Source organism: Corynebacterium macginleyi, from assembly GCF_003688935.1.
In the GTDB taxonomy this organism is placed as follows: domain Bacteria; phylum Actinomycetota; class Actinomycetes; order Mycobacteriales; family Mycobacteriaceae; genus Corynebacterium; species Corynebacterium macginleyi.
Map to the genome: position 1 here is coordinate 17,018 of NZ_REGE01000004.1, position 26,132 is coordinate 43,149.

At 57.0% G+C, this 26,132-nt stretch carries 26 protein-coding genes, 1 tRNA gene and 1 pseudogene; 9 read left to right on the forward strand and 19 right to left on the reverse strand.

Annotated features, from left to right (window positions below):
* Positions 1 to 22 precede the first annotated feature (22 nt).
* From D9V82_RS04320 to D9V82_RS04350, 7 genes are all read right to left on the reverse strand, one after another.
* Positions 23 to 3,466 carry an arabinosyltransferase domain-containing protein gene (locus D9V82_RS04320; protein WP_121911164.1) on the reverse strand — a complete coding sequence of 1,148 codons (3,444 nt, stop codon included), beginning with the start codon at positions 3,464 to 3,466 and terminating at the stop codon, positions 23 to 25.
* A 74-nt stretch (positions 3,467 to 3,540) separates the two neighbouring features.
* Positions 3,541 to 5,517 carry a galactan 5-O-arabinofuranosyltransferase gene (locus tag D9V82_RS04325; protein WP_121911165.1) on the reverse strand — a complete coding sequence of 659 codons (1,977 nt, stop codon included), beginning with the start codon at positions 5,515 to 5,517 and terminating at the stop codon, positions 3,541 to 3,543.
* Positions 5,518 to 5,654: 137 nt separating this feature from the next.
* Positions 5,655 to 6,413, reverse strand: coding sequence for a decaprenylphospho-beta-D-erythro-pentofuranosid-2-ulose 2-reductase (gene dprE2, locus D9V82_RS04330; RefSeq protein WP_121911166.1), 759 nt, complete (start codon positions 6,411 to 6,413; stop codon positions 5,655 to 5,657).
* A 42-nt stretch (positions 6,414 to 6,455) separates the two neighbouring features.
* On the reverse strand, positions 6,456 to 7,871 hold the full coding sequence (dprE1, locus tag D9V82_RS04335) for a decaprenylphosphoryl-beta-D-ribose oxidase (protein WP_121911167.1): 1,416 nt from the start codon (positions 7,869 to 7,871) through the stop codon (positions 6,456 to 6,458).
* Positions 7,872 to 7,997: 126 nt separating this feature from the next.
* On the reverse strand, positions 7,998 to 8,273 hold the full coding sequence (locus D9V82_RS04340; protein ID WP_121911168.1) for a hypothetical protein: 276 nt from the start codon (positions 8,271 to 8,273) through the stop codon (positions 7,998 to 8,000).
* Positions 8,274 to 8,916: 643 nt separating this feature from the next.
* Positions 8,917 to 9,708 (reverse strand): hypothetical protein, encoded by a 792-nt coding sequence (locus D9V82_RS04345; RefSeq protein ID WP_121911169.1) that lies wholly within the window; start codon positions 9,706 to 9,708, stop codon positions 8,917 to 8,919.
* Positions 9,708 to 10,325, reverse strand: a complete 618-nt coding sequence (locus D9V82_RS04350) for an ABC transporter ATP-binding protein (protein ID WP_121911170.1) — start codon at positions 10,323 to 10,325, stop codon at positions 9,708 to 9,710. The genes D9V82_RS04345 and D9V82_RS04350 overlap by 1 nt, the downstream gene beginning before the upstream one ends.
* A 434-nt stretch (positions 10,326 to 10,759) precedes the next feature.
* Here D9V82_RS04350 and D9V82_RS04355 point away from each other — a divergent pair, with 434 nt between their 5' ends.
* From D9V82_RS04355 to D9V82_RS04365, 3 genes are read left to right on the forward strand one after another with little or no spacing between them, the layout of a single operon-like run.
* Positions 10,760 to 10,960 (forward strand): hypothetical protein, encoded by a 201-nt coding sequence (locus D9V82_RS04355; RefSeq protein ID WP_121911171.1) that lies wholly within the window; start codon positions 10,760 to 10,762, stop codon positions 10,958 to 10,960.
* Complete coding sequence (locus D9V82_RS04360) at positions 10,945 to 11,853, forward strand: hypothetical protein (protein ID WP_121911172.1); 909 nt, start codon at positions 10,945 to 10,947, stop codon at positions 11,851 to 11,853. Before D9V82_RS04355 ends, D9V82_RS04360 begins: the two co-directional genes overlap by 16 nt.
* An 11-nt stretch (positions 11,854 to 11,864) precedes the next feature.
* A complete protein-coding gene (locus tag D9V82_RS04365; protein WP_183122518.1) occupies positions 11,865 to 12,305 on the forward strand; it encodes a GtrA family protein in 441 nt (146 codons plus the stop codon).
* A 12-nt stretch (positions 12,306 to 12,317) separates the two neighbouring features.
* Here the strand turns inward: D9V82_RS04365 and glfT1 are convergent, their stop codons facing one another.
* On the reverse strand, positions 12,318 to 13,244 hold the full coding sequence (gene glfT1 / locus D9V82_RS04370) for a galactofuranosyltransferase GlfT1 (protein WP_200441607.1): 927 nt from the start codon (positions 13,242 to 13,244) through the stop codon (positions 12,318 to 12,320).
* 62 nt (positions 13,245 to 13,306) lie between these two features.
* On the opposite strand from glfT1, the gene D9V82_RS04375 reads away from it, so the two are divergent.
* Positions 13,307 to 13,972, forward strand: coding sequence for a GNAT family N-acetyltransferase (locus tag D9V82_RS04375; protein WP_121911174.1), 666 nt, complete (start codon positions 13,307 to 13,309; stop codon positions 13,970 to 13,972).
* A gap of 3 nt (positions 13,973 to 13,975) precedes the next feature.
* Here D9V82_RS04375 and wzt read toward each other — a convergent pair whose 3' ends face one another.
* Together wzt and wzm are read right to left on the reverse strand one after the other, a co-directional pair.
* Positions 13,976 to 14,776, reverse strand: coding sequence for a galactan export ABC transporter ATP-binding subunit Wzt/RfbE (gene wzt, locus D9V82_RS04380; protein ID WP_121911175.1), 801 nt, complete (start codon positions 14,774 to 14,776; stop codon positions 13,976 to 13,978).
* Between the two features lie 55 nt (positions 14,777 to 14,831).
* The gene (gene wzm, locus D9V82_RS04385; RefSeq protein WP_121911329.1) at positions 14,832 to 15,683 is read right to left on the reverse strand and encodes a galactan export ABC transporter permease subunit Wzm/RfbD; all 852 of its coding nucleotides are present in this window, start codon (positions 15,681 to 15,683) and stop codon (positions 14,832 to 14,834) included.
* 213 nt (positions 15,684 to 15,896) lie between these two features.
* Between wzm and D9V82_RS04390 the strand changes: the two genes are divergently transcribed.
* Positions 15,897 to 17,150, forward strand: coding sequence for an aminotransferase class V-fold PLP-dependent enzyme (locus D9V82_RS04390; protein ID WP_121911176.1), 1,254 nt, complete (start codon positions 15,897 to 15,899; stop codon positions 17,148 to 17,150).
* A gap of 27 nt (positions 17,151 to 17,177) precedes the next feature.
* On the opposite strand, the gene D9V82_RS04395 is transcribed toward D9V82_RS04390, so the two are convergent.
* Complete coding sequence (locus tag D9V82_RS04395; RefSeq protein WP_121911177.1) at positions 17,178 to 18,134, reverse strand: NAD(P)H-quinone oxidoreductase; 957 nt, start codon at positions 18,132 to 18,134, stop codon at positions 17,178 to 17,180.
* A gap of 128 nt (positions 18,135 to 18,262) precedes the next feature.
* On the opposite strand from D9V82_RS04395, the gene D9V82_RS04400 reads away from it, so the two are divergent.
* Positions 18,263 to 18,347, forward strand: a tRNA-Ser gene (locus D9V82_RS04400).
* A gap of 853 nt (positions 18,348 to 19,200) precedes the next feature.
* On the opposite strand, the gene D9V82_RS12390 is transcribed toward D9V82_RS04400, so the two are convergent.
* Positions 19,201 to 19,356 carry a hypothetical protein gene (locus D9V82_RS12390; protein ID WP_200439105.1) on the reverse strand — a complete coding sequence of 52 codons (156 nt, stop codon included), beginning with the start codon at positions 19,354 to 19,356 and terminating at the stop codon, positions 19,201 to 19,203.
* A gap of 57 nt (positions 19,357 to 19,413) precedes the next feature.
* Here D9V82_RS12390 and D9V82_RS13095 point away from each other — a divergent pair, with 57 nt between their 5' ends.
* Both D9V82_RS13095 and D9V82_RS04410 read left to right on the forward strand, forming a co-directional pair.
* The gene (locus D9V82_RS13095; RefSeq protein ID WP_420826868.1) at positions 19,414 to 19,716 is read left to right on the forward strand and encodes an HNH endonuclease; all 303 of its coding nucleotides are present in this window, start codon (positions 19,414 to 19,416) and stop codon (positions 19,714 to 19,716) included.
* Positions 19,668 to 20,549 (forward strand): annotated as a pseudogene (locus D9V82_RS04410) (SMI1/KNR4 family protein); the annotation flags it as partial. The gene D9V82_RS13095 and the pseudogene D9V82_RS04410, both read left to right, overlap by 49 nt.
* A gap of 364 nt (positions 20,550 to 20,913) precedes the next feature.
* On the opposite strand, the gene D9V82_RS12885 reads toward D9V82_RS04410, so the two are convergent.
* The 5 genes from D9V82_RS12885 to D9V82_RS04440 all read right to left on the reverse strand — a co-directional run bounded on the left by D9V82_RS12885 (position 20,914) and on the right by D9V82_RS04440 (position 24,260).
* Positions 20,914 to 21,045, reverse strand: a complete 132-nt coding sequence (locus D9V82_RS12885) for a hypothetical protein (RefSeq protein WP_267910833.1) — start codon at positions 21,043 to 21,045, stop codon at positions 20,914 to 20,916.
* Between the two features lie 147 nt (positions 21,046 to 21,192).
* Positions 21,193 to 22,200 carry a ThiF family adenylyltransferase gene (locus D9V82_RS04425; RefSeq protein WP_121911180.1) on the reverse strand — a complete coding sequence of 336 codons (1,008 nt, stop codon included), beginning with the start codon at positions 22,198 to 22,200 and terminating at the stop codon, positions 21,193 to 21,195.
* Complete coding sequence (locus tag D9V82_RS04430) at positions 22,197 to 22,658, reverse strand: molybdenum cofactor biosynthesis protein MoaE (RefSeq protein WP_121911181.1); 462 nt, start codon at positions 22,656 to 22,658, stop codon at positions 22,197 to 22,199. Before D9V82_RS04430 ends, D9V82_RS04425 begins: the two co-directional genes overlap by 4 nt.
* Positions 22,648 to 23,127: a MogA/MoaB family molybdenum cofactor biosynthesis protein gene (locus tag D9V82_RS04435; RefSeq protein WP_121911182.1), complete on the reverse strand. Its 480-nt coding sequence runs from the start codon at positions 23,125 to 23,127 to the stop codon at positions 22,648 to 22,650. The genes D9V82_RS04430 and D9V82_RS04435 overlap by 11 nt, the downstream gene beginning before the upstream one ends.
* Positions 23,124 to 24,260, reverse strand: a complete 1,137-nt coding sequence (locus D9V82_RS04440; protein ID WP_121911330.1) for a molybdopterin molybdotransferase MoeA — start codon at positions 24,258 to 24,260, stop codon at positions 23,124 to 23,126. The genes D9V82_RS04435 and D9V82_RS04440 overlap by 4 nt, the downstream gene beginning before the upstream one ends.
* Before the next feature lie 58 nt (positions 24,261 to 24,318).
* Here D9V82_RS04440 and D9V82_RS04445 point away from each other — a divergent pair, with 58 nt between their 5' ends.
* On the forward strand, positions 24,319 to 24,579 hold the full coding sequence (locus D9V82_RS04445) for a MoaD/ThiS family protein (protein ID WP_121911183.1): 261 nt from the start codon (positions 24,319 to 24,321) through the stop codon (positions 24,577 to 24,579).
* Positions 24,580 to 24,639: 60 nt separating this feature from the next.
* Here the strand turns inward: D9V82_RS04445 and D9V82_RS04450 are convergent, their stop codons facing one another.
* Together D9V82_RS04450 and hisC are read right to left on the reverse strand one after the other, a co-directional pair.
* Positions 24,640 to 25,032 (reverse strand): phage holin family protein, encoded by a 393-nt coding sequence (locus D9V82_RS04450; protein WP_121911184.1) that lies wholly within the window; start codon positions 25,030 to 25,032, stop codon positions 24,640 to 24,642.
* Complete coding sequence (hisC, locus tag D9V82_RS04455; RefSeq protein WP_121911185.1) at positions 25,033 to 26,085, reverse strand: histidinol-phosphate transaminase; 1,053 nt, start codon at positions 26,083 to 26,085, stop codon at positions 25,033 to 25,035.
* Positions 26,086 to 26,132: the final 47 nt, after the last annotated feature.

Sequence of the window (26,132 nt, forward strand, 5' to 3'; positions counted from 1 at the left end):
CTGCACAGTCAGGGAGTGTTTGCTATTGCTGGCCCGCTGGCCGGATCTTCATCTCGGATTCCTTCCACAGTCCAGAACGAGTAACGGTCTCATAATCGATCTCTGCTTTGGCCGGGGTATTGCCCTTTGAATCGGTACGCAATTCGTACTTTTCAATAGAACCCCAGTCGCGGGCCCAATCGTTATTGAGGTAGCTCGGGATTTCGTAGGAGTAGTTCACCGCTTCCGCAGTGGACATGGCGCCGCCGCCGGAGAAGGATTGGAAATCCGTCAGGGAGCTTTGCGCTGCCGCGTCCGGGAGGATGCGATACTCCGGAATCTCGGTTACGCCGGCGTAGTGATCAAAGGTGCGCTGGCAGGGGAACTGCAGAGCCACTGCCCAGTCCAAAAGTGCGGGTGTTTCCCGAGGGAACTGGTTATTGATGCTGTCTAGTTCCGGTACGCGCGGCGGGGTAATAGCTAGCCAGTCGTCCACATCGGTGGAATCATCCTCGGCTACTAAGCGTACGACATTGGCTTCCTCCGGTAATTTATCCATGGGCAGGCGAAGGTTGCGCCATTTGGGGGTGGCGCCGACATCAGAAAGCTCTTCTTCACCCTTTCTGGTGATCGTGCCATCCTCATCGATAGTGCCGTACTCTAAGGTGAGCTCCATGCCCTTTTGTTCAACATCATTGACATCGTGGTGATAAATCTTGCCCGCGGCAGAAACAGTCAGAAGCGGCGTATTTTCCTTGGCCTCCGGCAGGTGATACCACTTTGTGGTTACCTGAGACAGCGATTCTTGACTGTCGGTGTAGGAGCCCAAGACCGGCACTGTGGTGTAATCCAAGTTGAACGGCAGGTGCATGGTCGAGCCATTGACGCCCTTCGTGCCGCGGACACCACCTTCAGAAGTACCGGTGCTTTCTGAAGCCTTTTTTCCAGCGAGGCGAGACTCTTGCGAGTTAGAAGAATCCCCGCCCGAATCCTTATCCGTACCAGCGGTGGCTTCCTCTTGGTTGGTGGAGTCAGAATCTTGGGAGCTATCTCCAATAGCACCCACCGAAGCAGAATCCTGATCCTCAGGCTCGATGTACTTGGGGATTTTATTGGGCCCGAATCCGTTGCTGGCTTCCTTCTTGTCTACTAAGGAATCGCCCAACTCACCATCCACCGGGGTGAGGAATGAGTCATTGGTATTGGTTTCTACCAGAGTTTCATTGGCCATCGAGCAGATATCACCTCGCAAGGACGCCAGGTTGCCCTTGCCTACGGAATAGGAATCCGCCTGAGCGATGGTGGACTTGGCAAAAGAAGCCATCGAAAAAGCCACCACCAAGGCGCAGGCGAGTGCGATGGGTGCAGACATAATGCCGGCCGAGCGCGATACCTTCGCGGCGGCTTCTTGCTTGAATTCTTCTTCCATGCCCTCCTTTTGGGCCTGCAATTTGCGATGGCTGTGGCGTAAAGATTGCACCACGCCGACCGCGAGGACGATCAAGGAGATGGCGAGCAAGATCGAATTAGCCTCAACGCCCTTGAACTGCACCGAGCGGTCCCACCACGGGATGCCGAAGGAGGATACATACCACCAGGCATTCCAGCCGGCGAAGGAGATGGCGAGCAAGAAAAGCACCGCGGCGATGCTAAAGGTGCGAGCGCGCGGGGAGCGCAACGCAAACCGCGATAGAACCACCGCAGCCAGCGCGGCGATCACCCCTGCAACACCGGCATAGATACCAAAGTGGTGCGTCCACTTGGTTGGGGTAAACATGAGGAAGAACATTGACAGCGCCACGATGATAAGCAGGCGCTGGGTGGGGCCGACTGCGGCACCATTAACGCGGCGATCCTTGATAAATGCAGCCAGGATGAGCACCAAGCAACACAGCATGGTGAGTACGGCGAAGCGGCGGGTCAGTGAGCCATCCACGGATCCTTGGAAGAGTGTGGAATACCGGGCGTATTCGGAATACCACGGTAATGACGGGCCGACCTCTGAGCGCACCCGGGTGGATTCGGCGACGCTGGCTAGAGTCTGATCCCCAAAGGCGGCAACAATGATGGCAGTGCCGGAGGCCAAAAATGGCGCAATCAGGCTAAGCCAACCGCGAGCGCCGCCGCCCATGCTAGGCACGCGTGTGGCCAGGGCACGGAATAGGTGTGGCAGGCTGACGAGGAATACGCCGACCGCAAAAAGGCCAGTGGGGCCGGCGGCGAGCGTAATCGTGGCAGCGATGGTGCCTACGGCTGCCGGCAGTAACCGGTGGGTGGCAATGGCGCGCTCAAAGGATGCCCATGTCACCATCACACCTAAGGCCACGATCGGCTCCGGGCGTGTGCCGTTGTTATACGGAAGCCAGAAAGCCAAGAACATCAGCGCGGCGGTCCAGTGGCTGACGCGGCGGGCATCAACGATGTCTCCAAAGCGGGGCAGCATTTCTCGCGAGAGGATAAACCAAATAATGAGTCCCGATATCAGTCCGGGCAGGCGTACGAAAAATGACGCGGTAGAGACTTGGGACAACAGCGCGACGAGGTCATAATATGGCGAACCGAAAGGCGCCTCGGGCACGCCATACCAGCGGTAATAGTTAGTCATGTAGGTGGCGTTATCGAAGACGCGGCTCATAGAGAAGATGAAGCCATCGTCTGAGGTATTGGCGCCGAAAATGTACCAGAATCCCAAGATTGCGGCGACTACGCCATCGAGGGGACGCACCTTCTTCCATGTTTCTGGCATGAAGCGCAGCTTTTGCCCATCAAGGCGGTCAATGCGCCACAGGCACAACAGTGAGACAACCACCATGGCGATGCCGAGCCACATCGCGATGGATTTAATCAGCGAGGGAGAAGAAGTAAACCGCGAGTTGATGTCGACATGGATATTTAACCCGTCATCGATCAAGCTTTGCACATTGGCATCACTTTTGAGCTCGGTATATACACCGGTGACCTGCGGGCGCAGATCATCCTCGGTGGTTTTCTTGTGTTTGCCAATGCTAACGGTAGTGCCGTCACCGGTGGCGGAGATGTGCAGCTGGGCGTCATCGGAAAGCTGCGCTACTTCTTTAGAGCTCAAGGTGAGCAGGACCTCATCGAGCGAGACCACAGACAACCCAGCATCACCGGAGCGGACAAACAGCCCACGGTTTGAGGCTCTCTTAGACTCGGGCGGTACGGTGCTGTAGACCAGGGTTTGACCATCGCGGAGCTCATCGACCGCTGACATGGGGATGGTGGCCTCCAGGTTTTCCGGCGCCACGGAGATCAGGGGTGCATTGATGGATCGCAGCGAATCATTCTGCGGCCAAGCAAAGGAAGACTGGGTTTGGGTTACTGGCAATAGCGGGGTAGCTATAAAACACAGGAAACCAAGTAACCCGGCAATGATCGCGGTCCAGCGCAATCCGGCAGGGGCTGTGGCGATGCTAAGCCCGAAGGGGCGCGCTTTTTTCGACTTCGTTTTAAGGCTATCTGACACGGCGATTAGTGTACGTCAGTTTGGCCTAAGTTCCCGTGTGCACGCCCCGATAACTCCGGGGAAGTAGGGTTAACTTACTTGGTTCGCACCGCCGTTACGAATGGACCCGTCTGTTCCAGCTCCCAGCCTTGTGCAAAGACCTCGGGATTGAAGAAGACTGCGCGGTAGCGAATATTCGGCTGGTTAGGATAGATATCCTCAGCCAAGTGCACCTTGAACCCATCTTCCTTATTGTCGAGGTCGCCGCGGAAGATGAGGGCATCCGGTCCGCGCCATGGCGCGGAGTCGAGGGATTTTTGGAACTCCGCAGGAGTAGAGTCCCACGATTCATCCGCCCAAGCTTCAATCTGGTCATTGCGGTGTTTGAATTCCCCGAGGGGATTGGCATAGTGGCTGGTAAACGCGTTAAAACCCCAATATGGATAGTAGGCCATGAAGGTCTTTTCATCTGTGAGTACTACCGTTTCGTTGGCCTTATAGCCCTGATCCTGGATGAAGTTGTGGATATCTAAATAATAATGGGCAGAATCGCTGCTAAAGCGATCCGCGCGCTCGCCATAACCATCGGTATCGCTATAGGCGTGATCGATGGCATCCTCGTTTGCTTCGGGAATCTGCTGGGCATAGTAGACACCAGTCAAAGCGAGAAAAATGCTCAAAACGGCCGTAATCCGCTTATTGGCTGCAGGGGAGAAACTAGCAGGATACAGGCGGTGGATACCGGCTGTGCGGACTTCTGCAAGGGCAAGGATGCCCGCCGTGGCGAAGAGCAGTACCACGATGACCTCGAGGCGGAAGCTTAGCAGGGTGGTGCCTACCAAGGTCATCACCATGGACAGCACAGTCCAGAGATAAATGCCAATGATGGATAACCCCAGTGCGCGGACCTCTGCATCCCGCAACCGGGTGACGATAAAAATAAGGCCGGCAAGGCAGAGGAATCCCACGATGCTCATGGAAAGGAAGGGCACCGGAATCTGTGTGCCCTCCTCAGGCAGGTAATGCTGCGCGGTGGTTTGCAGCGGGGCAGTGGAGTGCAGCACGCTCCAGAGATAGGGTGCCCAAGCGATCAGCGCGATGGCGATGGAGATAACCGCGATGATGATAAGTCGGACGATGGGGCGCCACGTGCGCTCATAGAATGCGGTAATCACCGCGATCAGACTCACGACGGTAAGCGCGGCTGCACCAGTAAATAGTGTGTAGAAAGTGGCAGAGATACCCAGGTATAGCGCCACGGCCAGAGTGGACAAATGCGAGCCTTGGAAAGCTCTAGCGCTCAAGACCGCAATGGCCGGGATGCCCATGGCGATGACGGCAGAGTACGGCTCTTCTGCTGCGATGGTCAGCGTGACGGCGGTGGTGGTAAGTACGATGGCAGTTCCCACGGGTAAGGATTTAGTGAGGTGTTGCCAGATGGGAACGAGGATGCAGCCTGCTACTCCAATGGAAATCAGCGCCCAGGGCTGGTAGACCTCCCAGCCTGGTATCCCGAGTAGTGAGCCGAGGCGCCCGCCCAACCAGAACCAGCCCAAGGGGTAGAAGGTAGGCATGTCCAGGAAATTCATGTCCGCATAGCCCATTTGATCCACCGAGCGGGTAAGGAACTGGGTGCGGAATGCCTGGTCCACCTGCACGCCATCGAGCCAGAGGCGGGAAGCCGAAAGTGGCAGGCCGATGGATGCGAGGGTTAAAAGGGCCGGTGATAGGTAAGTCACTGCATACGTAACCCACGTGCGCCACCGCGGCCTAGAGAAAGTCTCCTTGTAGTGGTCATAAATCCACCATGCACTAAATCCACTCGCTAGAACCAAGGTGATGGTGACGCCGACGGTCGATAACGCGCGGGTGACCATGGAAGTATTAAAGGACGGCAGGGATACCGCCTTGAAGGCATACCAGCCAAGGAGGGTGATGATGCCGCCGCCGAGGGCAGCGAAAAGGATACCCAGCAGGGCAGAGCGATGGGATAGCGCATCTGCGTGATAAGCGGTGGTGCGTTTTTGCTCGCTCACTGGAGCTGTGTGGGAAGGCGTAGCTGGGCTTGTCATGCCCTTTAGTGTCGCATACCTTAATCCCTCTTCTGGGATTAGGCGCGGTGTGAGCCGGCTTAATAACTAACAAAGCGCGCAGGGCCGCAGGCTTTTGAGGGCCTGCGTCGCCTGCGCGCGCTGTGAGCTGGAACTGGCTAGAATGGCAGCTTGCGGAAGATGGGCTGCGGAATGAACTTGAATGCCAGCGAGACGTACTTGAACAACGGGTGGACGTAGATGGACTGCTTGCCATCCAGCACCGCCCCCACGGTGGCTTTGGCTACATCAGATACGTTGACGGTCAGCGGAGCATCGCCGGCCTCGGCTGACATCTTGGTGCGAACCTGGCCTGGGCGAACGACGAGTACTTTGGCACCGGAGCCGCGCAGTGCTTCATCCAAGTTGATGTAGAAGCCATCCACGCCGGCCTTGGAGGCGCCGTAAACAAAGTTGGATCGGCGCACGCGCATGCCGGCCACCGAGGACATCGCCACGATGGTGCCATGTCCCTGGTGCTTGAACTTTTCGCCCAACAGCACACCGACGGAGACGGCTGCGGTGTAATTGGTTTGGGCAGACGCCACGGCCTTGTCATGGTTTTGCCAGAGCTCTTCTTGATCCCCTAGGGTGCCAAAGGCCACGATGGCGATATCGACATCGCCGCGTTCCCAGGCCTTATCGATGACCGCCGGGTGAGAGTCAAAGTCGGTGGCATCAAAGTCCACGACCTCCACCTCCGCGCCACGGGCCGCCAGGTCAGCCTGCGCCTTCTCGAGGTGCGGGGACTGAGCGCGAGCAGCCAAGGTGACCTTGGCAGGACCGCGCTCAAGGAATTCCGTGACGATGCCGAGGCCGATTTCGGAGGTACCGCCCAAAAGCAGGATGTGCTGGGCTTGGCCTACTGCATTAAGCATGGTTAAAAATCTCCTTCACGAGGGTGTTTACAAGTCCTGTGTTTAGTGCAGCTCGAGGCGGCGGGACATATCGGAGGCAAAGACCCCGGTGGGGTCGATGTCATTGCGTGTCTTGAGCCAGCCTTCCAGGCCCGGGTACATCTGGTGGAAGTTTTCCGCAGAGGTGCGCGATTCCTTTGCCAAGTACAGGCGGCCGCCAAACTCCATGACGCGGCGGTCTAGGTCATCAAGAAGATCGCCCAAGCCGGAGCGGATGGGGAAGTCCACGCAAACGTTCCAGCCCGGCATCGGGTACGACAGCGGCGCGCTGTTTCCTTCGCCGAAAAGTTTGAATACGTTCAGCGCAGAGTAGTGGCCGGAGCGTTGGATATCGCGGATGATGTCCTTGAACGGCTCCACAGCCTCAGTGGGAACGACGAACTGGTACTGCAAGAAGCCCTTAGAACCGTATCCGCGGTTCCACTCGCCGATCAGATCGAGCGGCTGGTAAAACTGCGTCAAGTTCTTTACCTGGTTCTTCGCCGGGGCGCCCATGGTGTAGTAGGCCAAGCCCACAGCAGACAGGCTGAGCTTATTGAGCGTCCAGGACGGGAAAATATCCGGCACGGTCATCAACTGCGGCGCGTTGAACTTCAGCGGATCCTTTGCCAGCTTGGGAGCCAACTCCTCGAGCTGCGCCAAGGTTGCCAGCGAGCCGCGGGAAATGGTGGAGCGGCCCAGCTTTGGCTCTGGGGATATGACATCGAACCAGGCGGAGGAGTAAGTGTAATTGTGCTCTGAACCGTCTGAGTGGAAGGCAATGGTTTCTTCCAGGTTATCGGTGCGATCTGTATCCGCGATGAAGTAGGCGGTCTCCGTCTTGGTCATGCGGATAGTGGCACGCAGGATGATACCGGTAAGGCCCATGCCGCCAATGGTGGCCCAGAAGAGATCACCGCTGGGATCATCGTCGCTGCCTTCTGGGGTGAGGTGGAGCACGCGGCCATCAGCAACCAGGAGCTCCATAGAGACCACGTGGTTGCCAAAGGACCCGGCGGAGTGGTGGTTCTTGCCATGGATATCGGGGCCAATGGCACCGCCGATGGTGACCTGGCGGGTGCCCGGCAAGACCGGCACCCACAGGCCATAGGGCAGTGCGGCTTTCATGAGTTGGTCAAGGGTGACGCCACCATCGACATCAACAAGCGCGGACTCCGGGTCAATGGAGTGGATCTTGTTCAGCTTTTGCATGTCGATGACCACGCCGCCGCCATTTTGCGCGGGGTCACCGTAGGAGCGACCCATGCCGCGCGCGATGACGCCGCGGCGCAGGTGGGCGGGTTTGTCCGAGTTATCGTCCGCGACCTGTACCACTGCATTCTTGATAACGTCCACGTCTTCCGTGGCCAGTACGTGGGCGGTCGTAGGGGCAGTGCGGCCCCAGCCATACAGGGACTTTTCGGTGGTATGTAGTTCCATCTCTTACTCTTTGCTCGACGGATTGTATCGATGTACCAGCCTACCTAGCTCATAGTGCGGTGGCTGGAGTGACGTTCGTGATATTAAAAACATCGTGGGCTCATAGACTGCCCCGAATGCGGTGCTTTAGAGATCCATGATCTCGCGGATTTCTGCCGGAAGCCCTGCTTGGGACTCAATGATGGGCCCTTCGTAGGTGCCTAAAATCTCGTACACCCGGCGGCGCGCGGTGGAATCCAAAATCGGCATTTCCTCTGCGATGAGGCGCGTCATAAAGGGGCTGAGCGGCACATTGGTGTGCTCTGTTGCTTCAAAGTGCCCGTCGCGCTTATCGGCCTCGGCCCGCTCATCCTGAGCAGCTTGCTGGGCGGGCGTCATATGCTCTGTCTTTTCCGAGTACATGCGCAATAGCTTACCGCCGCCTTGAGTCGTCGCTATGACTAACAATCATGAGGCGGCAGAAAGATCCGATGATTATTACGACCTCGATGACACCTTGGCTTCCCGGATCACCCTAGCGGCCGCGCAGGGCATCGTTACCTCCTAACCGGACTGGATCAAATTCAAACAGGGGTCAGGTTTCTATCAAACGGGCAAAACAAGGCAAACGAGCCGCGGCTACGGCCAGCAGACTCATTAAAGGAGCACCGGTATCTGGTCGGAAACAAGCCGTCAACCACATGGCCGTGGCCTTTGCTGACGGTTTAGCCATATACCTATAAACCCCACCCGCACATAAACAACTTGTCACGCTCGAGCTAAGAACTTTGACAAACCGTCACAGGAATGAGCTGATCCATACGTGCAGGTGAAATGATGTTCTCGGGGTGGAAACCGATTTTCGAAAACAGAACCCGACACAGGGAATAATAGAAACCAATGCACAAGCCTGGCAACAAAACTCGAAGCACTTCAGTTCGCCATGAGCGTGACATAGTTACTCTGCGGTTGAAGTCTGCCGATCGTGACGAGCAAGGTGCAACATTCCCCTTGGTCCGACGATTAGGCGTCTAATAGAGGCAACTCTATCGAGCTTTCGCACGCGCTAACGCTTTAGCAGGTTTCCACCGGATCGGAAGCTGATGACAAATGCCGCCAACCAACCAGTCACGGCGTACATTGTCAAACCTAATGCTGACTGCCAAGCGTTCGTCGATGTAGTGGCTCCTTGTGCAGCGCCTTCGTCTGCAGGCCATGACAACGCCCAATTGAGACTTCCCGGCAAATAGGCGACCCAACTAGAGAAAGAGTCAGACTCGTTGAGTATAGCTGTGACGATGGGTTCGAGAATGAAGCCAAAGACTAGTAAAAACACAATTGTTACAGCCTGGTTTCGCAGAATATATGACAAACCAAAACCAATAAGGCCCCATAAGAACAGTACAACAAAAGATCTTAGGCCGTAACCGAAGTAGTTTAGCTCCGAACTTGGCAGTCCGTTAAATTGAACGAATAATGCCAATACGGCAAACTGTAAAAGGATATAGAACAGCGCCACAACTGCAGATAAAACCAGGGCCGAAATAATGTTAGCGACCCAAATTTTCGCAGCAGATGTACCTTGCGCGAAAAGTATCACGTTCTGCGAGAAAGATAAAAGTCGAGCCGCAGCTAACGCGCACACAATCGCCGACAAAACATAGGCCGTTCGCCCACCAAACGACTGCACATAACCAGCCACGGTATCAGTAAAATTATCTTCTCCGTCCAAACCTAAAGAAACTATAAGTTGGAACAAGTAAATTAAGAGAAAAAATGTGAACAGGCTTAAGGTGGTCAGCCTCAGCACTCTATCGCCAAATAAACGTCCCAGCAAGAACCTAACCGCCCTGAGCATTACTTGCCTCCTCCTACGAGAATCTTTTTATTAAAGCGAAGCTGGTCGTCATGCTTTGTGGCTAAAACTGCACGTCCTGCATCACTCGCGGCGTCTATTTGTTCCTGAAGCCACCGAACGCCTTCTTTATCTAAACCGTTGGTGGGTTCATCCAGTAGAACTAGTGGCCCGGTAGATAGGAATGCTTGAGCAAGCATCAACCGCAATTTCTGTCCGGTAGAGCAGCGCCCGAACCGCTGATGCCAGAACTGTTCAATACCTGAACCATCCAGCACCTTTCGTGCCTCTGACTCCTCACGTCCTGCAAGCTTAATTGAACTGCGGATTACCGCCTTACCGCTAAGACTGGGATTGTCAGCCACGCCGGGAAGAGACAGCCCACACTTAGCCCGATTTAAACGATGTGTACCCGCGGCAGGGTCCGTAAACTTCAAGGAACCGTTCGAATCGGCAGGGTATAGTCCTGCGATCAAAAACAGTAGAGTGGTTTTGCCCGAGCCATTCGGGCCTTCAATAGCGACAGTATCCCCGCGGTTAACCACGAAGTCCGGGTATCTCAGGGCGAGCTTGTTCGTGGGACTATACCGCAAATTATTGGACTCTAGTAGAATATTCATTTTTCCTTCGTTCTCGGCCGCACCGAAATGCTGAAGCGCAGCAACTTTCGGCGGAATTAAGCTACATCACCTTCGGACTTCTCGGCCGAGTGCCGACTAACTATGGGCTCACTAGGCTGGATGATAATTATCCGTTTTCTAAAAGATCTTAACCACGAGCCAACTGCCCCGCCTAATATACCAATTCCAATTAGACCCAGTACTGCTAGCATTGCACTTCCTTTCGTAGAAGTAGATATCTAGTAGGTGAGTTTATCAGGTTTCGTTGACCATATCCCTCCGTAAGGAAAGTTTTTTGCTAAAGGCCGACGTGTGGCAATCTACGCCGCTACCGAGTAATGACAGGGCCTTCCTTAGGGCGTGACGTTATTTGATTCCATGACATCGTTCCGGTCAGTCCTGCAAGAATGTTTCATGGCTCTTCTCCCCGGATAATGGATACTTTAGGCTTCGCTTTATCGGTCGATGTCGCCGTGTCCCGCACGCTGGTGTTTTTCCTACGCAGGCGCGGCATTAAGCGTCCATGGATGCTGCGGGGCGCGACCGGAGCGGCCGTGACGTTCATCCTCAGCGAGCTAGAAGCGCGCTATATAGAAAACTGGCTTCTTAAAATTTGCGTATGGTGGGGCCCATGAACGCAGGGGTCACTGATATTGCACAAGCACGGACTCGCCGTGCCGACCCGCTGCTATCTTTAAAGCGGGAACCACTCACCGTCATCTGCCAAGCCGCCAATATTCGCGCGGATGGGGAAGTCCACCGCCAAATCGGTTTTAGCGATGCACTTACCTTGCATGAGCTGCAGAAAGTATTGCACATTTGTTTTGGTCTGCCGGATGAAAAGTCCCCATGGCACTTTTATGAGCACACCGATGGCCGCGGCTCGCGCCTTGATCCAGAGCGCCAGGCTTCCGAATTTCTCTGGCGCGAAGGTGACCAGATCGATTTTGTCTGGGGCCTCTGGGACTTTGAGCTGGTGGTCGCTGAAATCTATCCCCGCGATAATGGCACCCCCAGTGCGCTGTGCGTGGGTGGCTCGGGCAACCTCTTTGCGCCCTTTGAACTTACCTCGGTCAACCGAGAATTGACCGGTGAAAAGATCACCGATGAAGTCCTGGCACAGATTAAACCACAGATAAGGGCGCTGATTGAGCGCACGAAGCTCTACGATTTTGTTCCCCTCTTACAAGCCATGGACTTAAACCGCGGAAATGACCTGCCGCCGGCCACCGCAGAGGCGCTGGCCAGCCTGCCGTGCGAGGTCACTAACGAGGGCAAAGATGCTTTTTGGTCCATGGCCCTGGCGCTATCTTGCATGGGTGGTGACGAGCTGACCGATTCCGTGGTGGAAACCACCATGGATGCCTTGGGCTGGGTCAACGATGATGGCAACACCTTGAAAGGCGCGGAGATACGCGCGTTGTGCGATGCCTCCTTGGACCAGCTATCCCAGATTGGTGCCTACGGCCAGGACGCCGCCGCGCCGGTGTACCGCCTAGACATGTACCGCGCGCTGCTACGCGGGTAAGCTAACTGCCTGTGACTAATCCACTTGAAGATGCTGCAGAAGTAAAGCGCCCCTCCAGCTCATTGAAGCAGCAGCTGGTGCGATTTATTGCGGTAGGTGTCTTTGCCGCCGTTATTGACTACGGGTTAACGCTGTTACTGACCCACATAGGTCTGCACCGCTCTGGGGCGAAGGCGATTGGTTGGGTTTTTGGCACCATCGCTGCCTATCTGGCTAATGCGCGCTGGACCTTTGGTGCGAAGGTTTCCGGCCGCACGGCCGCGACGGTGGGCGTGTTATACGTAACCACCTTTGCCGTGCAGAATTTCTTGTACTGGGTGCTCAATGAGCCGCTGATTTCCTTAGGCTTTGAAGGCGCGGTTAAAGACACTATCGCTTTTATCATCGCCCAAGGCGTGGCGACGGTGACCAACTTTGCCATCCAGCGGGTTTTTATCTTTAAGGAGAAGTAGGCCCTCGACGCCTTAGGAACTAGTGCCAGGGCGGCGGAAATCCTCGCGGCGCCCGCGGTTGTGTAGCTTGAGCCACTCCAGGAAGCCGGCCGGATCGTGGCGCTGGACCAAGAAGAACCAGCCAAAGCGGGCAAATTCCTGGGGTAACAGCTTGCGCATGCCGCGCTGCCACAGCAGGTAGCCGCGATTGCGGTAGGTGAAATAGCGCTTGAACTCGCCCTCCGGGTACTGGGTATGCATCTTGCCGCCCAGGATGGGCTTGAATTCATCCGAGCCATCCGGGTGCAGGTAGCTGGTGGTCAAGGCGGTGCCGAAGGACAAGCCGGAATTGACCAGGCGGCGGTGGTATTCCACCTCATCGCCGCGGATGAAGAGGCGATAATCCGGCACTCCGATGGTCTGCATCGCCGCGGCGGAAATCAGGGCGCCATTAAACAAAGAGGCAATCCCAGGCAGGAAGTCTCCTTCTAGCTCTTCCATGCGGCGGCGCCACACCAGCCCTTGGCGCAGCGGGAAGGCCAAGCGGCCGGGATCGTTGATATTGCACACGGCAGGTGAGACCTCGTGCAGGTTATTATTTTCCGCCACGCGGTAGAGCTCTTCTAATACGCCGTAATCGGCGGGGCGGCCATCATCATCGGCGCACCACACGGCATCGGCACCCAGCGATAGCGCGGTGAGAAAACCGAGGGCGAAACCGCCCGCACCACCCAGGTTGGTCTTGGACGGCACGTAGACCGCGCGGTCGCCTGCCAGGGATTCCACCACGTCACGGACCGCATCCTCGGCGCCATTATCCACCACGATGACCCACTGCACGGGGTGGGTTTGGTTGACTACCTTTTCAAGCGAGGCGCGCAGCAATTCCGCGCGCTGGTGGGTGACAATGACGGCAGCGGTGGTACCGGTGGGATCAAGGGAGGCAGTCATGCGTTCCATCTTGCCACCGGGGGATGGATCTGCCGCGGATAAACACTCCGCGTGGGCTAAGCTGGCTGCCTATGGAAAGCATGTGGCCACCGTTCGGGCTGACGATACGCGCGAGCGATGCTACCCACCCTGGCGTGGAACTGCGCGTTATGCGTGATGAGAATATTGCGGGGATCGCCGGCGTGGCGCCAGAGGATATCTACGGCGCAGACATTCCAGATTACGCTTTTCCGTGGTTATTCAATCCCAGGATGAATACGGCTGCGGCGGCGGCCCAGTTCCGGTGGACTAACCGGGCGCAGCTGCGCCCAGAAAAGTGGTCTTTGGATTTCATCGTGCGCGAGGCGCATTCCGGGGAAATCCTGGGCACTATCGATGCGCGGGCGGAGGACTTCGCTAGAACGCGAGAAATTGCGACCGGTTCCTGGGTCTTTCACCGCTTCCAAGGCCAAGGGGTGGGCACGCTCATCCGGCACGCGGTTGTGGCCTTTGGCCTCGATTACCTAGGCGCGCAGACGATGAGCACGAGCTGGGTGGCGCACAATGAGGCCTCGGCGCGGGTGAGCCAGAAGCTGGGCTACCAGGTGGTTTCTGAAGGGGAAGAAAAGGCGGGGCCACAGAAAAGTTCGCAGCGGCACGTGACGGCGCGCGTGGCGGCTTATAACTATAAACGCCCGGATGACCTGTGCGTGGAGGTCTCCGGGCTGAGCCAGCAGCTGCTGGGGATGCTGTGCTAGCTTCTACTCGGCAGCGTCTTCGCGCTCAAAACGCTCGCGCAGATCGCGCACGTATTCGCCTACTTCTGGGCCCTCGTACTGGCCCACGACTTCAGATACCTCGCCCACGGAGCGGATTTCGCCATGATCGATCCACAGTGCGGTGTTGCACAGCTGCGCCAAAAAATCATTGGAGTGGGAGGCAAAGACCAAGATGCCGGAGCGCTTGACCAGCTCTTGCAGGCGCACGCGGGCCTTGGCCATGAAGGCGGCATCGACAGCGCCGATGCCCTCATCTAACAGCAGGATTTCCGGCTTGATGGAGGTCACCACGCCGAGTGCCAGGCGCACGCGCATACCGGTGGAGTAGGTGCGCAGGGGCATCGATAAGTAATCCCCCAACTCGGAGAACTCTGCGATTTCATCCATCTTTTTCTTCATCTGCTTGATGGACTGGCCCAAAAACAGCCCGCGGATGATGATGTTGTCGTAGCCGGATACCTCTGGGTCCATGCCCACGCCCAAGTCAAAGACGGGCGCGACGCGCCCGCGGACATCGGCGGTACCGCGCGTGGGCTCGTAGATACCGGAGAGCAGGCGCAACAGCGTGGATTTGCCGGCGCCATTGTGGCCGACGAGCCCGACGCGATCACCTTCGCGCAAATGCAGGTTAATATCCCGCAGCGCCTCGACCACCACGGTGTTGTGGTCATTTTTCCCAATGGCACCGCCCGCAGTAGAAAGCATGGCCTTTTTCAGGGAGCGGGATTTGGCATCAAAGATGGGAAAGTCCACGCACGCGTTATACGTATCAATTGAGACCATCAGTTTTTATCCTTTCAACGAGCCTCATGGTGGAGTGGAAGTAAAGGAAGGGAAGCTATACCCAGTAGCTCACGCGGAAGCGCCACTTGCGCATGACTAGCCCGGCGATGAACAAGCCGATTACGGTGCAGCCGATGACTATCCACCAATGGTAGGAGGCAACGGGCTCACCAATCATTGGGGCGCGCACGATTTCCAAGTAGTGATAGAGCGGGTTGATTTCCGCGATGCGAGCGCGGTCTGCCACCGCACCGCCTTGGTCTTTGAGGGTAGTGGTCATCCAAACAATTGGGGTGATGTAGAACAATAGCTGCGTCAGGGCCTCGAGCAGTGGGGCGACATCGCGAAAGCGCGTGGCGATGATGCCAAAGAACATGGTGACCCATACGCCATTAACGAGCAAAAGCAGCAGCCCGGGGATAAAGAGGAAGAATTCCCAGCCCAGGTTGCGTGGGAAGATGATAATGAGCAAGAGCCAGATGATGAGGTTATGGCCTAAAAACAGCGTGTGGCGCCACACCAGCCGGTACACGTGTACCGAAAGCGGGGCGGGAAGCTGTTTAATCAATCCCTCATTATCAATGAAGACGGTGGCGCCTTCCTTGATGCAACCTGAGATAAAGGTCCACATAATAAGGCCCACGGTGACGTGAGGAAGGAATTCTGCGACCGGAATCTGGAACAGCATTGAATACAGCAGGCCCAGGGCAAGCGCCATCACGCCGGTGGCGATGGTGATCCAAAACGGGCCAAGGAAGGAGCGGCGGTAGCGCTGCTTGATATCTTGTAGGCCCAGCTTGAACCACAGCTCACGCTGCTGTGCGCCCCGCATAAGGTCTGCGAAAGCAGCCTTGAGGGTCATAGACTGGGACGCTGGGAAAGCCTCGCCTTCTGGCCGGGAGGTCATGCGGGCGATATCAGCGCGCAGTTGATTGTTATCTTGCACGCCCAACACCCTAGCGCGCGTGCTGGGCAAACGGGAACTACACGCCGCTAGCCTGCGAAAACAGTCAAGCCTAGGGAAAATTCAGATTTGGGAAACTGAAGCCAAACGCGTATACAGTAGGGAATCGACAGCCACGTGGTGGCAGTTGTGCAGTGCGATGAAGAGGGGGACCTAATGCCAGCAGCTTCGGCACACTATGACGTCTTTAGTGCGCGAGGTTTGTACACCGGGCTATCTGATGGCTGGACGTACCTCAATGCGCACGCGGTGCCCCAAATTTCGGAGCGCGTGACCTCCGGCGTAGCTCGGTCCTTCCGGATGGCGGCGGCTATAGCCACGCAAGAAGGCCCAGGTGGCGCCCACTCGGCGGCCCCGGACCCGGGCCGGTTGGCAGGCGATGGAAACTACGCGGCAGCGCGCATGGCTATTGCAGATCTCACCGGTTCCAAGGCAGACCGCGTGGTTCTTGGGCCATCCTTGCCTGTGCTGTACCAATCTTTGGCGCACGCGGCAGGCCCGCTATTAGGCAGCAACTCCTCGGTGGTGCTGTCCAAGCTGGATCCGCCCACGCTGTATTCCACTTTTTCTGAAGTGCGCGCCGATATCCGGTGGGCGCAGCCGGATCTCGGCACCGGCGAATTGCCGGCATTTCAGTTTGCAGAGCTTGTTGATGGCTCCACCAGGCTCGTCGCCTTTTCCGCCGCGCATGAGCTTTTGGGCACGGTGTCTCCGGTCGATGAGATCATTGACACGGTGCGGGGGCGCTCACGTGCCTGGACGCTTCTCGATGTTTCCGCTATCGCCCCCTACCGCCCCATCCGCTTCGATGATCTGGGCGCGGATATAGTAGGCATCGACATCGGACTGCTCGGCGGGCCGCAGATGTCCGCCTTAGTCTTCCGTGATACGCGCATGCTTCGCCGACTGGATGCCCTCAATCCCATCTATTCCAAGGAAGACGGCCGGAAGCTAGAAACCCCCGTCTCCTCTGGTTTGGCCGGCGGCGTGGGGCCATTGGTGGATCACTTAGCGGCCCTGGCCGGTGGGGATAAAGGATCGCGCCGGGTGCGGTTGCATAAGTCCATGACCGCCTTGAGTGCTTACCTCGAAGATTTGTGCGCGGATCTGTACTCATTTTTGAGCACGCTTCCCGCCGTGCACATCCTGGGTATTACTGGCGAGGCAGCAGCGGGCGCGTCCGACAATCGCTTGCCGCGCCTTACTTTCGCGGTCCAAGGCGTGCCGGCAGAGACGGTGTACAAGCGCCTCTTTGATAATGGACTAGTCACCACACTGGCCCCGCAAACGCCGTTGCTCACGGAGATGGGAGTGGAAGAGATTGGAGGTGCCGTCACCGTGGCATTAGGCCCGTTTAATACGCACTACGATATCGAGCACCTCGTCCGCGTCGTTGCTTCGCTCGCCTAAGTTCGCTTAAGTAAGGCGCGCCGGGAACTACACCGTGAGGACCAGCGTGCCAGTGACCTCGCCGCTGTCGAGGGCGGCGTGGGCTTGGGCGGCATCCGCAAGCGGGTACGTGCCATGCAGCGCGTGCTTGACGCGGCCATCCTCCAGCATGGGCCACACGTTCTTAATGGTGCTGGCGACGATCTCCGCCTTATTGTCCAAGTCACGCGCGCGCAGCGTCGTGCCCTGAATGGTCAGGCGCTTCGGCAGCATGGGGGCCAGGTTGATATGTGCCTTGGTGCCGCCCTGCATGCCGATGATGACGAGTTTGCCGTCCTTGGCCAAGCATTTTATGTTCTTTTCCAAGTACTTTGCGCCGATGATGTCCAGGATGACATCGCAGCTGCCTTTGAGTTTATCGACGAAGTCCTGCTCTTTGTAGTTGATGAGAATATCCGCGCCGAGACCTCTGCAGCGATCCAGCTTTTCTTGCGATCCGGCGGTAACCGCCACCTCCGCACCCAGTGCCTTCGCTACCTGAATGGCAAAGGTGCCGATGCCGCCGCCACCGCCGTGGATGAGTACGCGCTGGCCCTTGTGCAGGCCCGCCTCGATTCCCAGGTTGGACCACACAGTGCAGCCGACTTCAATCACGGCCGCGGTTTCTTCCAGGCTGAATCCTGTGGGCAGGGGAAGCAGCTGTCCTTGTGGTACCGCGACGTATTCCGCATAGCCGCCGCCCGCGAGCAAACAGCCGACCTTGGTGCCGGTTTCCCAATCCGTATCGCCGGCATCCTCAATCACGCCTGCGGCTTCCAGCCCAATGATGTCCGATGCTCCCGGTGGCGGTGGGTACGCGCCCATCGTCTGCAGAATATCGCCACGGTTGACGCCTGCAGCCCGCACCTTCACCAAGACCTCTCCAGAACGCAGCTCAGGGACGTTTACGTCCTGTAGTTCTAGCGACCGTGGGGTATCGGGATCAGTTTGGACGATTGCCTTCATCTGTGTAGCACTCATACCGCCAATCTAACGGAGAAGGTGTGGTGTGTGCCATGTCCATTTTTTCGGGGGTCGATGTGATTTGCGCGGGCCCGTTTAGTAGAATAACCAAGTTGCCTTTTCGGCACCATGGAGACGTGGCAGAGCGGCCGAATGCACCGGTCTTGAAAACCGGCGAGGTTTATTCCTCCGCGGGTTCAAATCCCGCCGTCTCCGCAGATTAAAGTCTCGAGGCATCGTTAATAGAACGACGCCTCGAGACTTTGCTTTACCGGCCGGTTCAAGCTTATGCTCTGTGCGAGTTTTTGCTGCCAGTGCTTCGCGACAGTTGCCCCCAGGACAGAACCCGCGATAAATCGTCGGAGCCGCTGTGGGAGAGTGGGCTTCCACCGGCTACAAACGTTATAGCGCTAGGACATAAGTTGGCGGCAGTATATGTATGCCAAAATGAGGAAGTAGATAGAGATGAAAAGTAATCTTGCATGCATCGCAGACTTTCTTTTCGTCTCTTTGACTCTCGGCTTCTTAGGATTTTTGGAATGGAAAAGTATTGCTCTTTACGGGGGAATTGCTTTTAGTTCGATGATTATTGTACTGGTTTTAAAAGATAAATACAGGCGTTTTAACGGTGGCATTAGACACTCCCTACAGATTCCGCCACGGTGAAGCGCATGCGACATTGTCCTCGTACCTAAGACACCGTCATTATCCCGATGAACAGCACCAATGCGTTCAACCAGCACAACCGTCACGAAAGGCGACAAGCACTTAACCCCATGGGCTGTGACCTGTGGAGTAGCGATAACCACGCGAGGTGATAAATCCACCAGCCCGGTTATTCTTTTAGCGCCAGTGCAGATGAACTCGACAGAGAAACGATTCCGATATTTATCGATGAACCGGATCAAAACCGAGGCTTGGGGCCTGGTTGTGAGGCGAAAAAGCTGACGCAGCCTTCAGCAACTCATTAGTGTCGCGGAGCTCTTGATTTTCGAGGCGTAACCTGGTGTTTTCGGCGGACAAGTCTTCAGGCACAGGCTCTGGGATGTTTCCCGCACGACAAGCAGGCTTAAGTCCATTGACGAGCTGTGTGCCATGAAACGCCCAACTTTGGAGGTACTGCCTGGTACGCGGGGTGTATTGACATGTTTTCCGCCACGATGCGGTCTTCCACGAGACGGACTATGCGGTCCTTTGCATCCTGGTCAAAATTTTTTCCTGGCATGTTCCGGATTTTCCCATCTATTCAAACGGTACAAAACCTGGGACACTTCAGTTCGGAATCGATCGTGAATATCGCAAGAAGTATGAACTTGTTTGGCACCACCATGAAGATGAAAATCGTATGCAACTAATACCAAAGAAACTCCACCAATATGTGCGACATACCGGTGGATATGCTTTATGGAGTAAACCCCTCGAATCGTTAAGGACAATCATGAAAAACTACGCCAACCTTTTTGAATACACTGCACGGCCAGCAGACAGTCAACGCATCCTTGAAATTGAAAGCAAGCTTGGAAAAAGCTACCTGATGATTACAAGATGCTGCTTTCAGAAACTGGAGGCGGCATCCTCAACCTAGAAAAGTCCTTCCTTACAGATATTTCCCTGCCTGATGGGGATACCTTGGAGGTCGTTGTTCAAGACATCTTCGGTAACGGTACGGCAAGCAATGGCGCTCATGTTGATTTGATTGACTATGCAAGCTTCCTCATGGATGAGTGGGAGATTCCCGACGAGGTCCTTCTCTTCGCTGCCAGCGAAGACGGAATGCATCAATGCTTTGTTATTAACTACGGCTTGCCGAATTTCCCAGAAGGCGCCGTATTGTACGTGGATACCGATCCCGATGGGTGCATCATGCCCGTCGCAACATCGGTCGACGCATTCTTATCTAAGCTAGGCCCTTACCCAGACCAACTAGAGACGGTTGAAGATACTGATCCGGATAGTACTGGGATTAATGGTGCGCTATATAGCCTACTGTCTGAACCGCTTCGAAAGGCGATATCTGCCACTCCAACGCCCGGAATCGAAAAGCTCTTAAGACAAGCCACCGAGCTCATTACCCGAGATTTAAATCCAGTAATCACCGAGAATAGCCCTGAAAGTCGAACCTTTTACGACGTTGTGTACTGGATTGTTCAGCATATTGAGCCCCAACACGATTCGGAAACATTTGCCAACGGTGGCCGAAAAGGACAAACAATAAATTTCCCAGAACTCATGAGGAAATCATTCATAGTTCCTGGTCAGAAATACGAACTAGGCTACACGCTCGCATCCTTGATTATGTGGTGGGATCGTCGAGTCAGAGAAGGAGTTCTCAAAGAAACCGACAACGGTTTCATCCTCGACGAGGATTACGCCAGTAGCGTTTTCGATCAGCTTCGCCAGGGAAAGATTCAAGAGTAACTTATTTTTCAGAGTTGTTGTCCTTGTGTAGAGCGTTTAAAGCAATTCCCCAAAGTAGATGTCACCATTAGGGCCTGACCCCCGAAGTATCCACTTTTCGGGGGTCGGGCCCCAGAAGACCTACCCAATATCATATTCGGCCATTATGGTCGGCTTCCAACGCTGATCTCCTTCCAATCAGCTGCCGTCTACTGGGTTGAAACACTGCCCGACAGGCTCGGAGCTGATTCACTGGTAAGCCGCCTCTACTACGGCCACCGAATCCGCATCGGAGACCTTGACATGTACAAGGCCATCGTCCCAATAGAACCGTACGATTAGAGCAAACAGCCGGGCCGACTCCGTCGGACCGCCCTGGTATTAACTACCCGGAATACGGCAGTACCGAGTCTTCGGAACACCGGTACCAGAAATCCGCATTTGACAGTGCTTCCTCGGGTTCCTTCCCATTATTTTGCTCGTCGCGTTCTGGATTGCGGCGGTTATTTTCTATCATCGCTCCTGGGTACAGATTGCGGCCAAGGTGCTCTTTATCGCTGCTACCTTTGCCCTTCCTTTTTGGGGCCGCTGATCTGGTTCGTCTTTGTCCGCGGCAAGGAAGACACATACGGAAGGTCATAGGCACCCCACCCTGTTTGAGAGGCTAGGACATATCGTGCTGCTCGAGCCACGCGTTAATGCCACCGCGCAGGGAAACGACTCGCTCGTAGCCGCGACCGCGCAGTACGTGGACCGCTTGCGCAGACCGGATGCCGCTGGCGCAGTAGAGAATGGCGGCATCGCCCTGGCCGATGTCCGGGTTCTCCCCGGCGAGGATGCGGTCGAGGGGAAAATGCGTCGAATGAGGAATGGCGGTGTGGGCGTGTTCGGCGTTGGTGCGGACATCGATAAGCGGGGCGTGCGAGGGGATCTCGCGGACCTCGGGGGCATCGGCTGGTTGGGTAGGCTGCGCGCCGGTGGGGCGGATGGGGATATACTCCCAGGTCCCAGATAGAGCTTCAAAATAACCGAGGGTGCCAATAAGCGGAGTGCCGACGCCGGTAATGATCTTCATAGCTTCCAGGGCCATCGCGGATCCCACCGTGCCGACGATGGGGCCTAGAACACCGGCCTGGGAACACGACGGGACCTCGCCCGGGGCAGGAGCGGTGGGAAAGACATCTTCGTACACAGGGCCCTTGCCTGACCAAAAGACGCTCATCTGCGCATCAAAGCCCAGGATAGAGGCCCAAATATGCGGAATACCCAGGCTGTGGGCGGCCCACGAGCACAGGTAGCGGGCGTCGAAGTTATCCGTCCCATCGAGGATCACGTTGCAGCCGCGCAGCTGCTTGAGAGCGGTGGCGGATTCCAGGCGGCCATGGCAGATGAGGTCCACCTCAGGGTTGAGAGCGTGTACTGTAGCCGCGGCGGACGCGGTTTTCGCAGTGCCAATGGATGCGGTGGTGTGAATAACCTGCCGGTGGAGGTTGGAGGGGGAGACGATATCGTCATCAAAAAGCGAAAGGCGGCCTACCCCGGCGCCTGCTAGGTAAAGTAGCGCCGGTGAGCCAAGCCCGCCCGCGCCGATGACCGCGACGTGGGAGTCAGCCAATTTCTGCTGACCCTTTTCACCCCACAGGGCCTCTTGGCGGGCATAGCGGATGCTCATTCGAGGCCCACCCAGTTAACGGAGCCATCACCGTGGCTTTGTTCCTTCCAGATGGGCACCTCGGCTTTGACGCGATCGGCGCAGGCCTCCGCGGCGCGGAAGGCATCGCTGCGGTGGGCAGAGGCGGCGACGACGCTAAAGGCCAGATCGCCCACCTGCAGATCACCGGTGCGGTGGGCCGCCCACAAGCGCACGGGGTGCTGGCCTGCTACTTCATTGACAATCTCGCGCAGCTTTTCTGGGGCACTGGGGTGCGCGGTATAGGTTAGCTGGGTGACATCCGGCCGGCCGCCATCGTGATCGCGCACGATACCCTCGAACGTAACCACCGCGCCCATGGCCGGTGTGATCACCTCGGTTTTGGCGGCATCAAGAAGAGGTTCGAGGGGCTGTTCGGTCAGGACAGTGCCGACAGTGAGCCCAGTCTGCGCGGCGACATAAGAGGGATCAGTGCTCATGTCTTCCTTCTAACATATCGACGATGTGGATGATTAATTCCTCTAGCACGGCGCAACCATCTTTCACCCCGCCGGTAGAACCGGGCAGGGTCATAGCAAAGGTGGTGTCATTGACTCCTGCTACTGCGCGCGAGGCAACCGCGGTGGGGATAGTCTCCAAGCCCTTATTCCAAAAGGCCATGGTGATGCCGGGAAGCTCCCGCGTGAGGTGGGGTTGGACGGCATCGATGGTGAGATCGTCCGGGGTCAGGCCGGTCCCGCCGGAGGTGAGGATGACCGCGGGCTGTTCGGCGAAGGCCTGATCCACTGCCGCGGCGATATCGGCATCAGGAACCACGCGGGCAGCGGGGCAGTCGAAGCCCTTGCGGCGCAAGAAATCTACCGCGATGGGGCCCGAGCGATCCGCGTAGACCCCAGCGGCGGCGCGGGTGGAGGCGACTAAAACAATGGCGGTGCGAGCAGAACTCATAGCGGATAGACCTTTACTTTTTCTCCTGCGTTGAGGCTCTTAGCGGCGGGAATGCGGATGAGGTGGGTGGCAGCGGCGGCTTGAGCCAAAAGGTGGGAGCTAGCACCGCCGATAACGTGGGCCTGCGCATCGACATAACCGCGGCGAAATTGCTCCTTGTGGTCCAAGCCCTCAATGCCGTGCGCGATTGGCACACGGTATGCCGCGGGCGCCCAGCCCAGAGTGGGGGCGACAAAGAGGCGGAAGCTCACCATGGTGGATATCGGATTGCCGGGTAAGCAGATGACCGGGGTGCCATGGAAACTGGCGATGCCCTGCGGCCCGCCGGGCTGTTGATCCACGTGCCCAAACCAACCGGTGAGCACCTGCCGGATGACCTCGTATTTACCCGCGGAAATCCCGCCGGAGGTGATGATGGCATCGGGGCGGTGGAGCTGCGTGGCCTCCGCCAGTGCGCGGGTGAGCACCTTTGGATCATCATTGGTGGCGACATAACCGGCGACTTCAATGCCGGCGCGGTGGGCCATAGCGGAGATGAGCGGTGCATTGGCATCGGGAATGGCAGCGGTACCGGTGCCAATCTCTGCGCCGCCGGTGCACACGAGGATGCGGGCGGGCCGGTAAACGGTGACCTCCTCGATGCTTTGGGAGGCCAGCGCGGCCAGACGGACCGGGGTGAGCTTATCGCCTTTTTCGGCCAAGAAAACGCCCCGCTCGAGGTCCGTGCCCCTCCTGCGGATGAATTGACCCTCTACAGTGGCGGGGACGGTAATGGCCTCGCCCGGCTGGAGGAACTCCTGCGGCTGGCACTGTTCAATCGGCACGATGGATGCCGTTCCCTCTGGGACCTTGGCTCCGGTCATGATAGGGCAAGCGGTGCGCAAGCGGCCATCCAGAAGCTTGGCGGGATCTGCGCCTGCGGCAATAGTGGGGCCAACCTCGTACGATCCGGCTGCAGTGGCGGGCAACGCGTAGCCATCCATCTGGGAGTTGCTAAAGCGCGGCGAGGGGAAGGCGGTATAGACATCGGCGGCAAGCACCATCTCCTGTGCTTGCCCCAGTGGCAGGGAGATGACTTCGCGCCGGCCGAGGGCTGCCGCGATCTCGTGCGCGTGGGTTTCGGGAGTGCGCATGGGGATTAGTTTACCCGCGAGTTCGACATGCTCGAAGCCTGCGGGCATAGTAAGAAGCATGTTGACAGTTCACTATTTCGCGGCAGCCCGTGCCGCGGCCGGCGTCGCTTCGGAGCAGGTAAAAGCGCCCAACACCTTGGGCCAACTCATAGATCAACTGGCCAAAGATCATACCGGCACCACCGATGCCGGTATGAGCATGAAAGAGGTACTGGAGCGCTGCAATTTTCTTATCGATGGCGCCGGGAATACTCAAGCAGACTCGCCACTTCAGGGCGCGACCCGCATTGACGTGCTGCCCCCCTTCGCCGGCGGATAACTTGTTCCTTTAGACCGGCTGGTCTGTTAGACCAGCCGGTGTTTTAGGCCAGCTGGTGCCTTAGACTGGCCCGCGCAGCGGGCTGGTGAAGAAATTGACCAGGCTGCTGACCAGAGACAAGACGATGGCGCCGAAGATCGCAGAGCCCCAGGAGTTGACCACGAGGTGGCCAATTCCTACGTCGAAGGTATTGAGCATCCACTCCACGATTAGTAGAGCGGCGCCGTTGATAACGAGTGCGAATAGCCCGAGGGTGAGGCAGGTCAACGGGGTGCCAATAAAGCGCAGTACTGGCATGACCACCGCGTTAATAATGATGAACACAATGGCCACGGCAATAAAATTACCCAGCTTATCCGGAGTGATGTAAATGCCGGGAGTAATGCCCACGACGACCCTAGGCGCGATCGTGATGGCGACTACGTTGAGGACAAAATTGATCAACAAGCGCATTTAGCCTCCTATGGCATCGCTCCACGCCCGAAGTAGGGCGTTAGTTTCTTCCTCAGTTGTAATGGTTATTCGTACGCCGTCGTTGAAGGCGCGCACCAGTACGCCGTGTTCGGCTAGGCGCGTGGCTAATTCCTGTGGCGTTCCCAGCTTTTTGATATTCTCCGCCGGCAGCCATACGTGGTTGGTCTCCGAGTGGGGAACACCCCATTCTGCCAGTTCCTTTTCCACGCGCTCGCGCTGTTGACAGGTTTCTTCGGTGCGCTCGCGCAGCGAATCCTGCGCTGTTAGCGCAGCCCGGGCACCAGCTTGGGCCACGGAATTGATGGAAAACGGAATTGCTACCTTATTAAGCGCCGCGATGATCTCTTCTGGGCCAAAGGCATAGCCCACGCGCACGCCGGCTAAACCGTAGGCCTTGGAGAAGGTTCGCAGAAAAACCACATTGGGATAAGTGCCAAAAAGCTCGGTGCCCAGTGGGGTATCGGCATTACGGTTGTATTCGATATAGGCCTCATCGAGGACAACGAGGACATCACTTGGCACTACGTCCATAAATTCGGCGAACTCCGCCTTGGTTACGGTGGTGCCGGAAGGATTATTCGGATTGCAGACGAAAATCAGGCGCGTATCCGCGGTAATTTTATCCGCTATCGCGGCCAAATCCACGCGATGGTCCGCATCAAGTGGAACCGGAATGGGGCGCGCACCTACCACCTGGACAAAGATGGGATAAGCCTCGAAGGATCGCCACGGGAAGATCACCTCTTCACCGCCTACGGTGGTGATTTGCACCAATTGCTGGCATAACGCGGAAGAACCCGTTCCCACCGCAACCTGGTCAAACCCCACCCCCAGGTGTTGAGCTAACTCCTCACGCAACTTGGTGGCCGTGATATCCGGGTAGCGATTGGCTTCGGCGGCGGCACGGACCATAGCCTCGGTGACCTCAGGTAGCGGTGGCTGGGCGGCCTCATTAGAAGACAGCTGGAGAGCATCATCGTGGTGCGCGCCGGGCGCGTAGCTGGGGATGGCGTGTAAGTCAGAGCGAATCATGCCTACCACTCTAGGTCGTCTCTCCTGCGCGAGTGGAAAGAAACCGC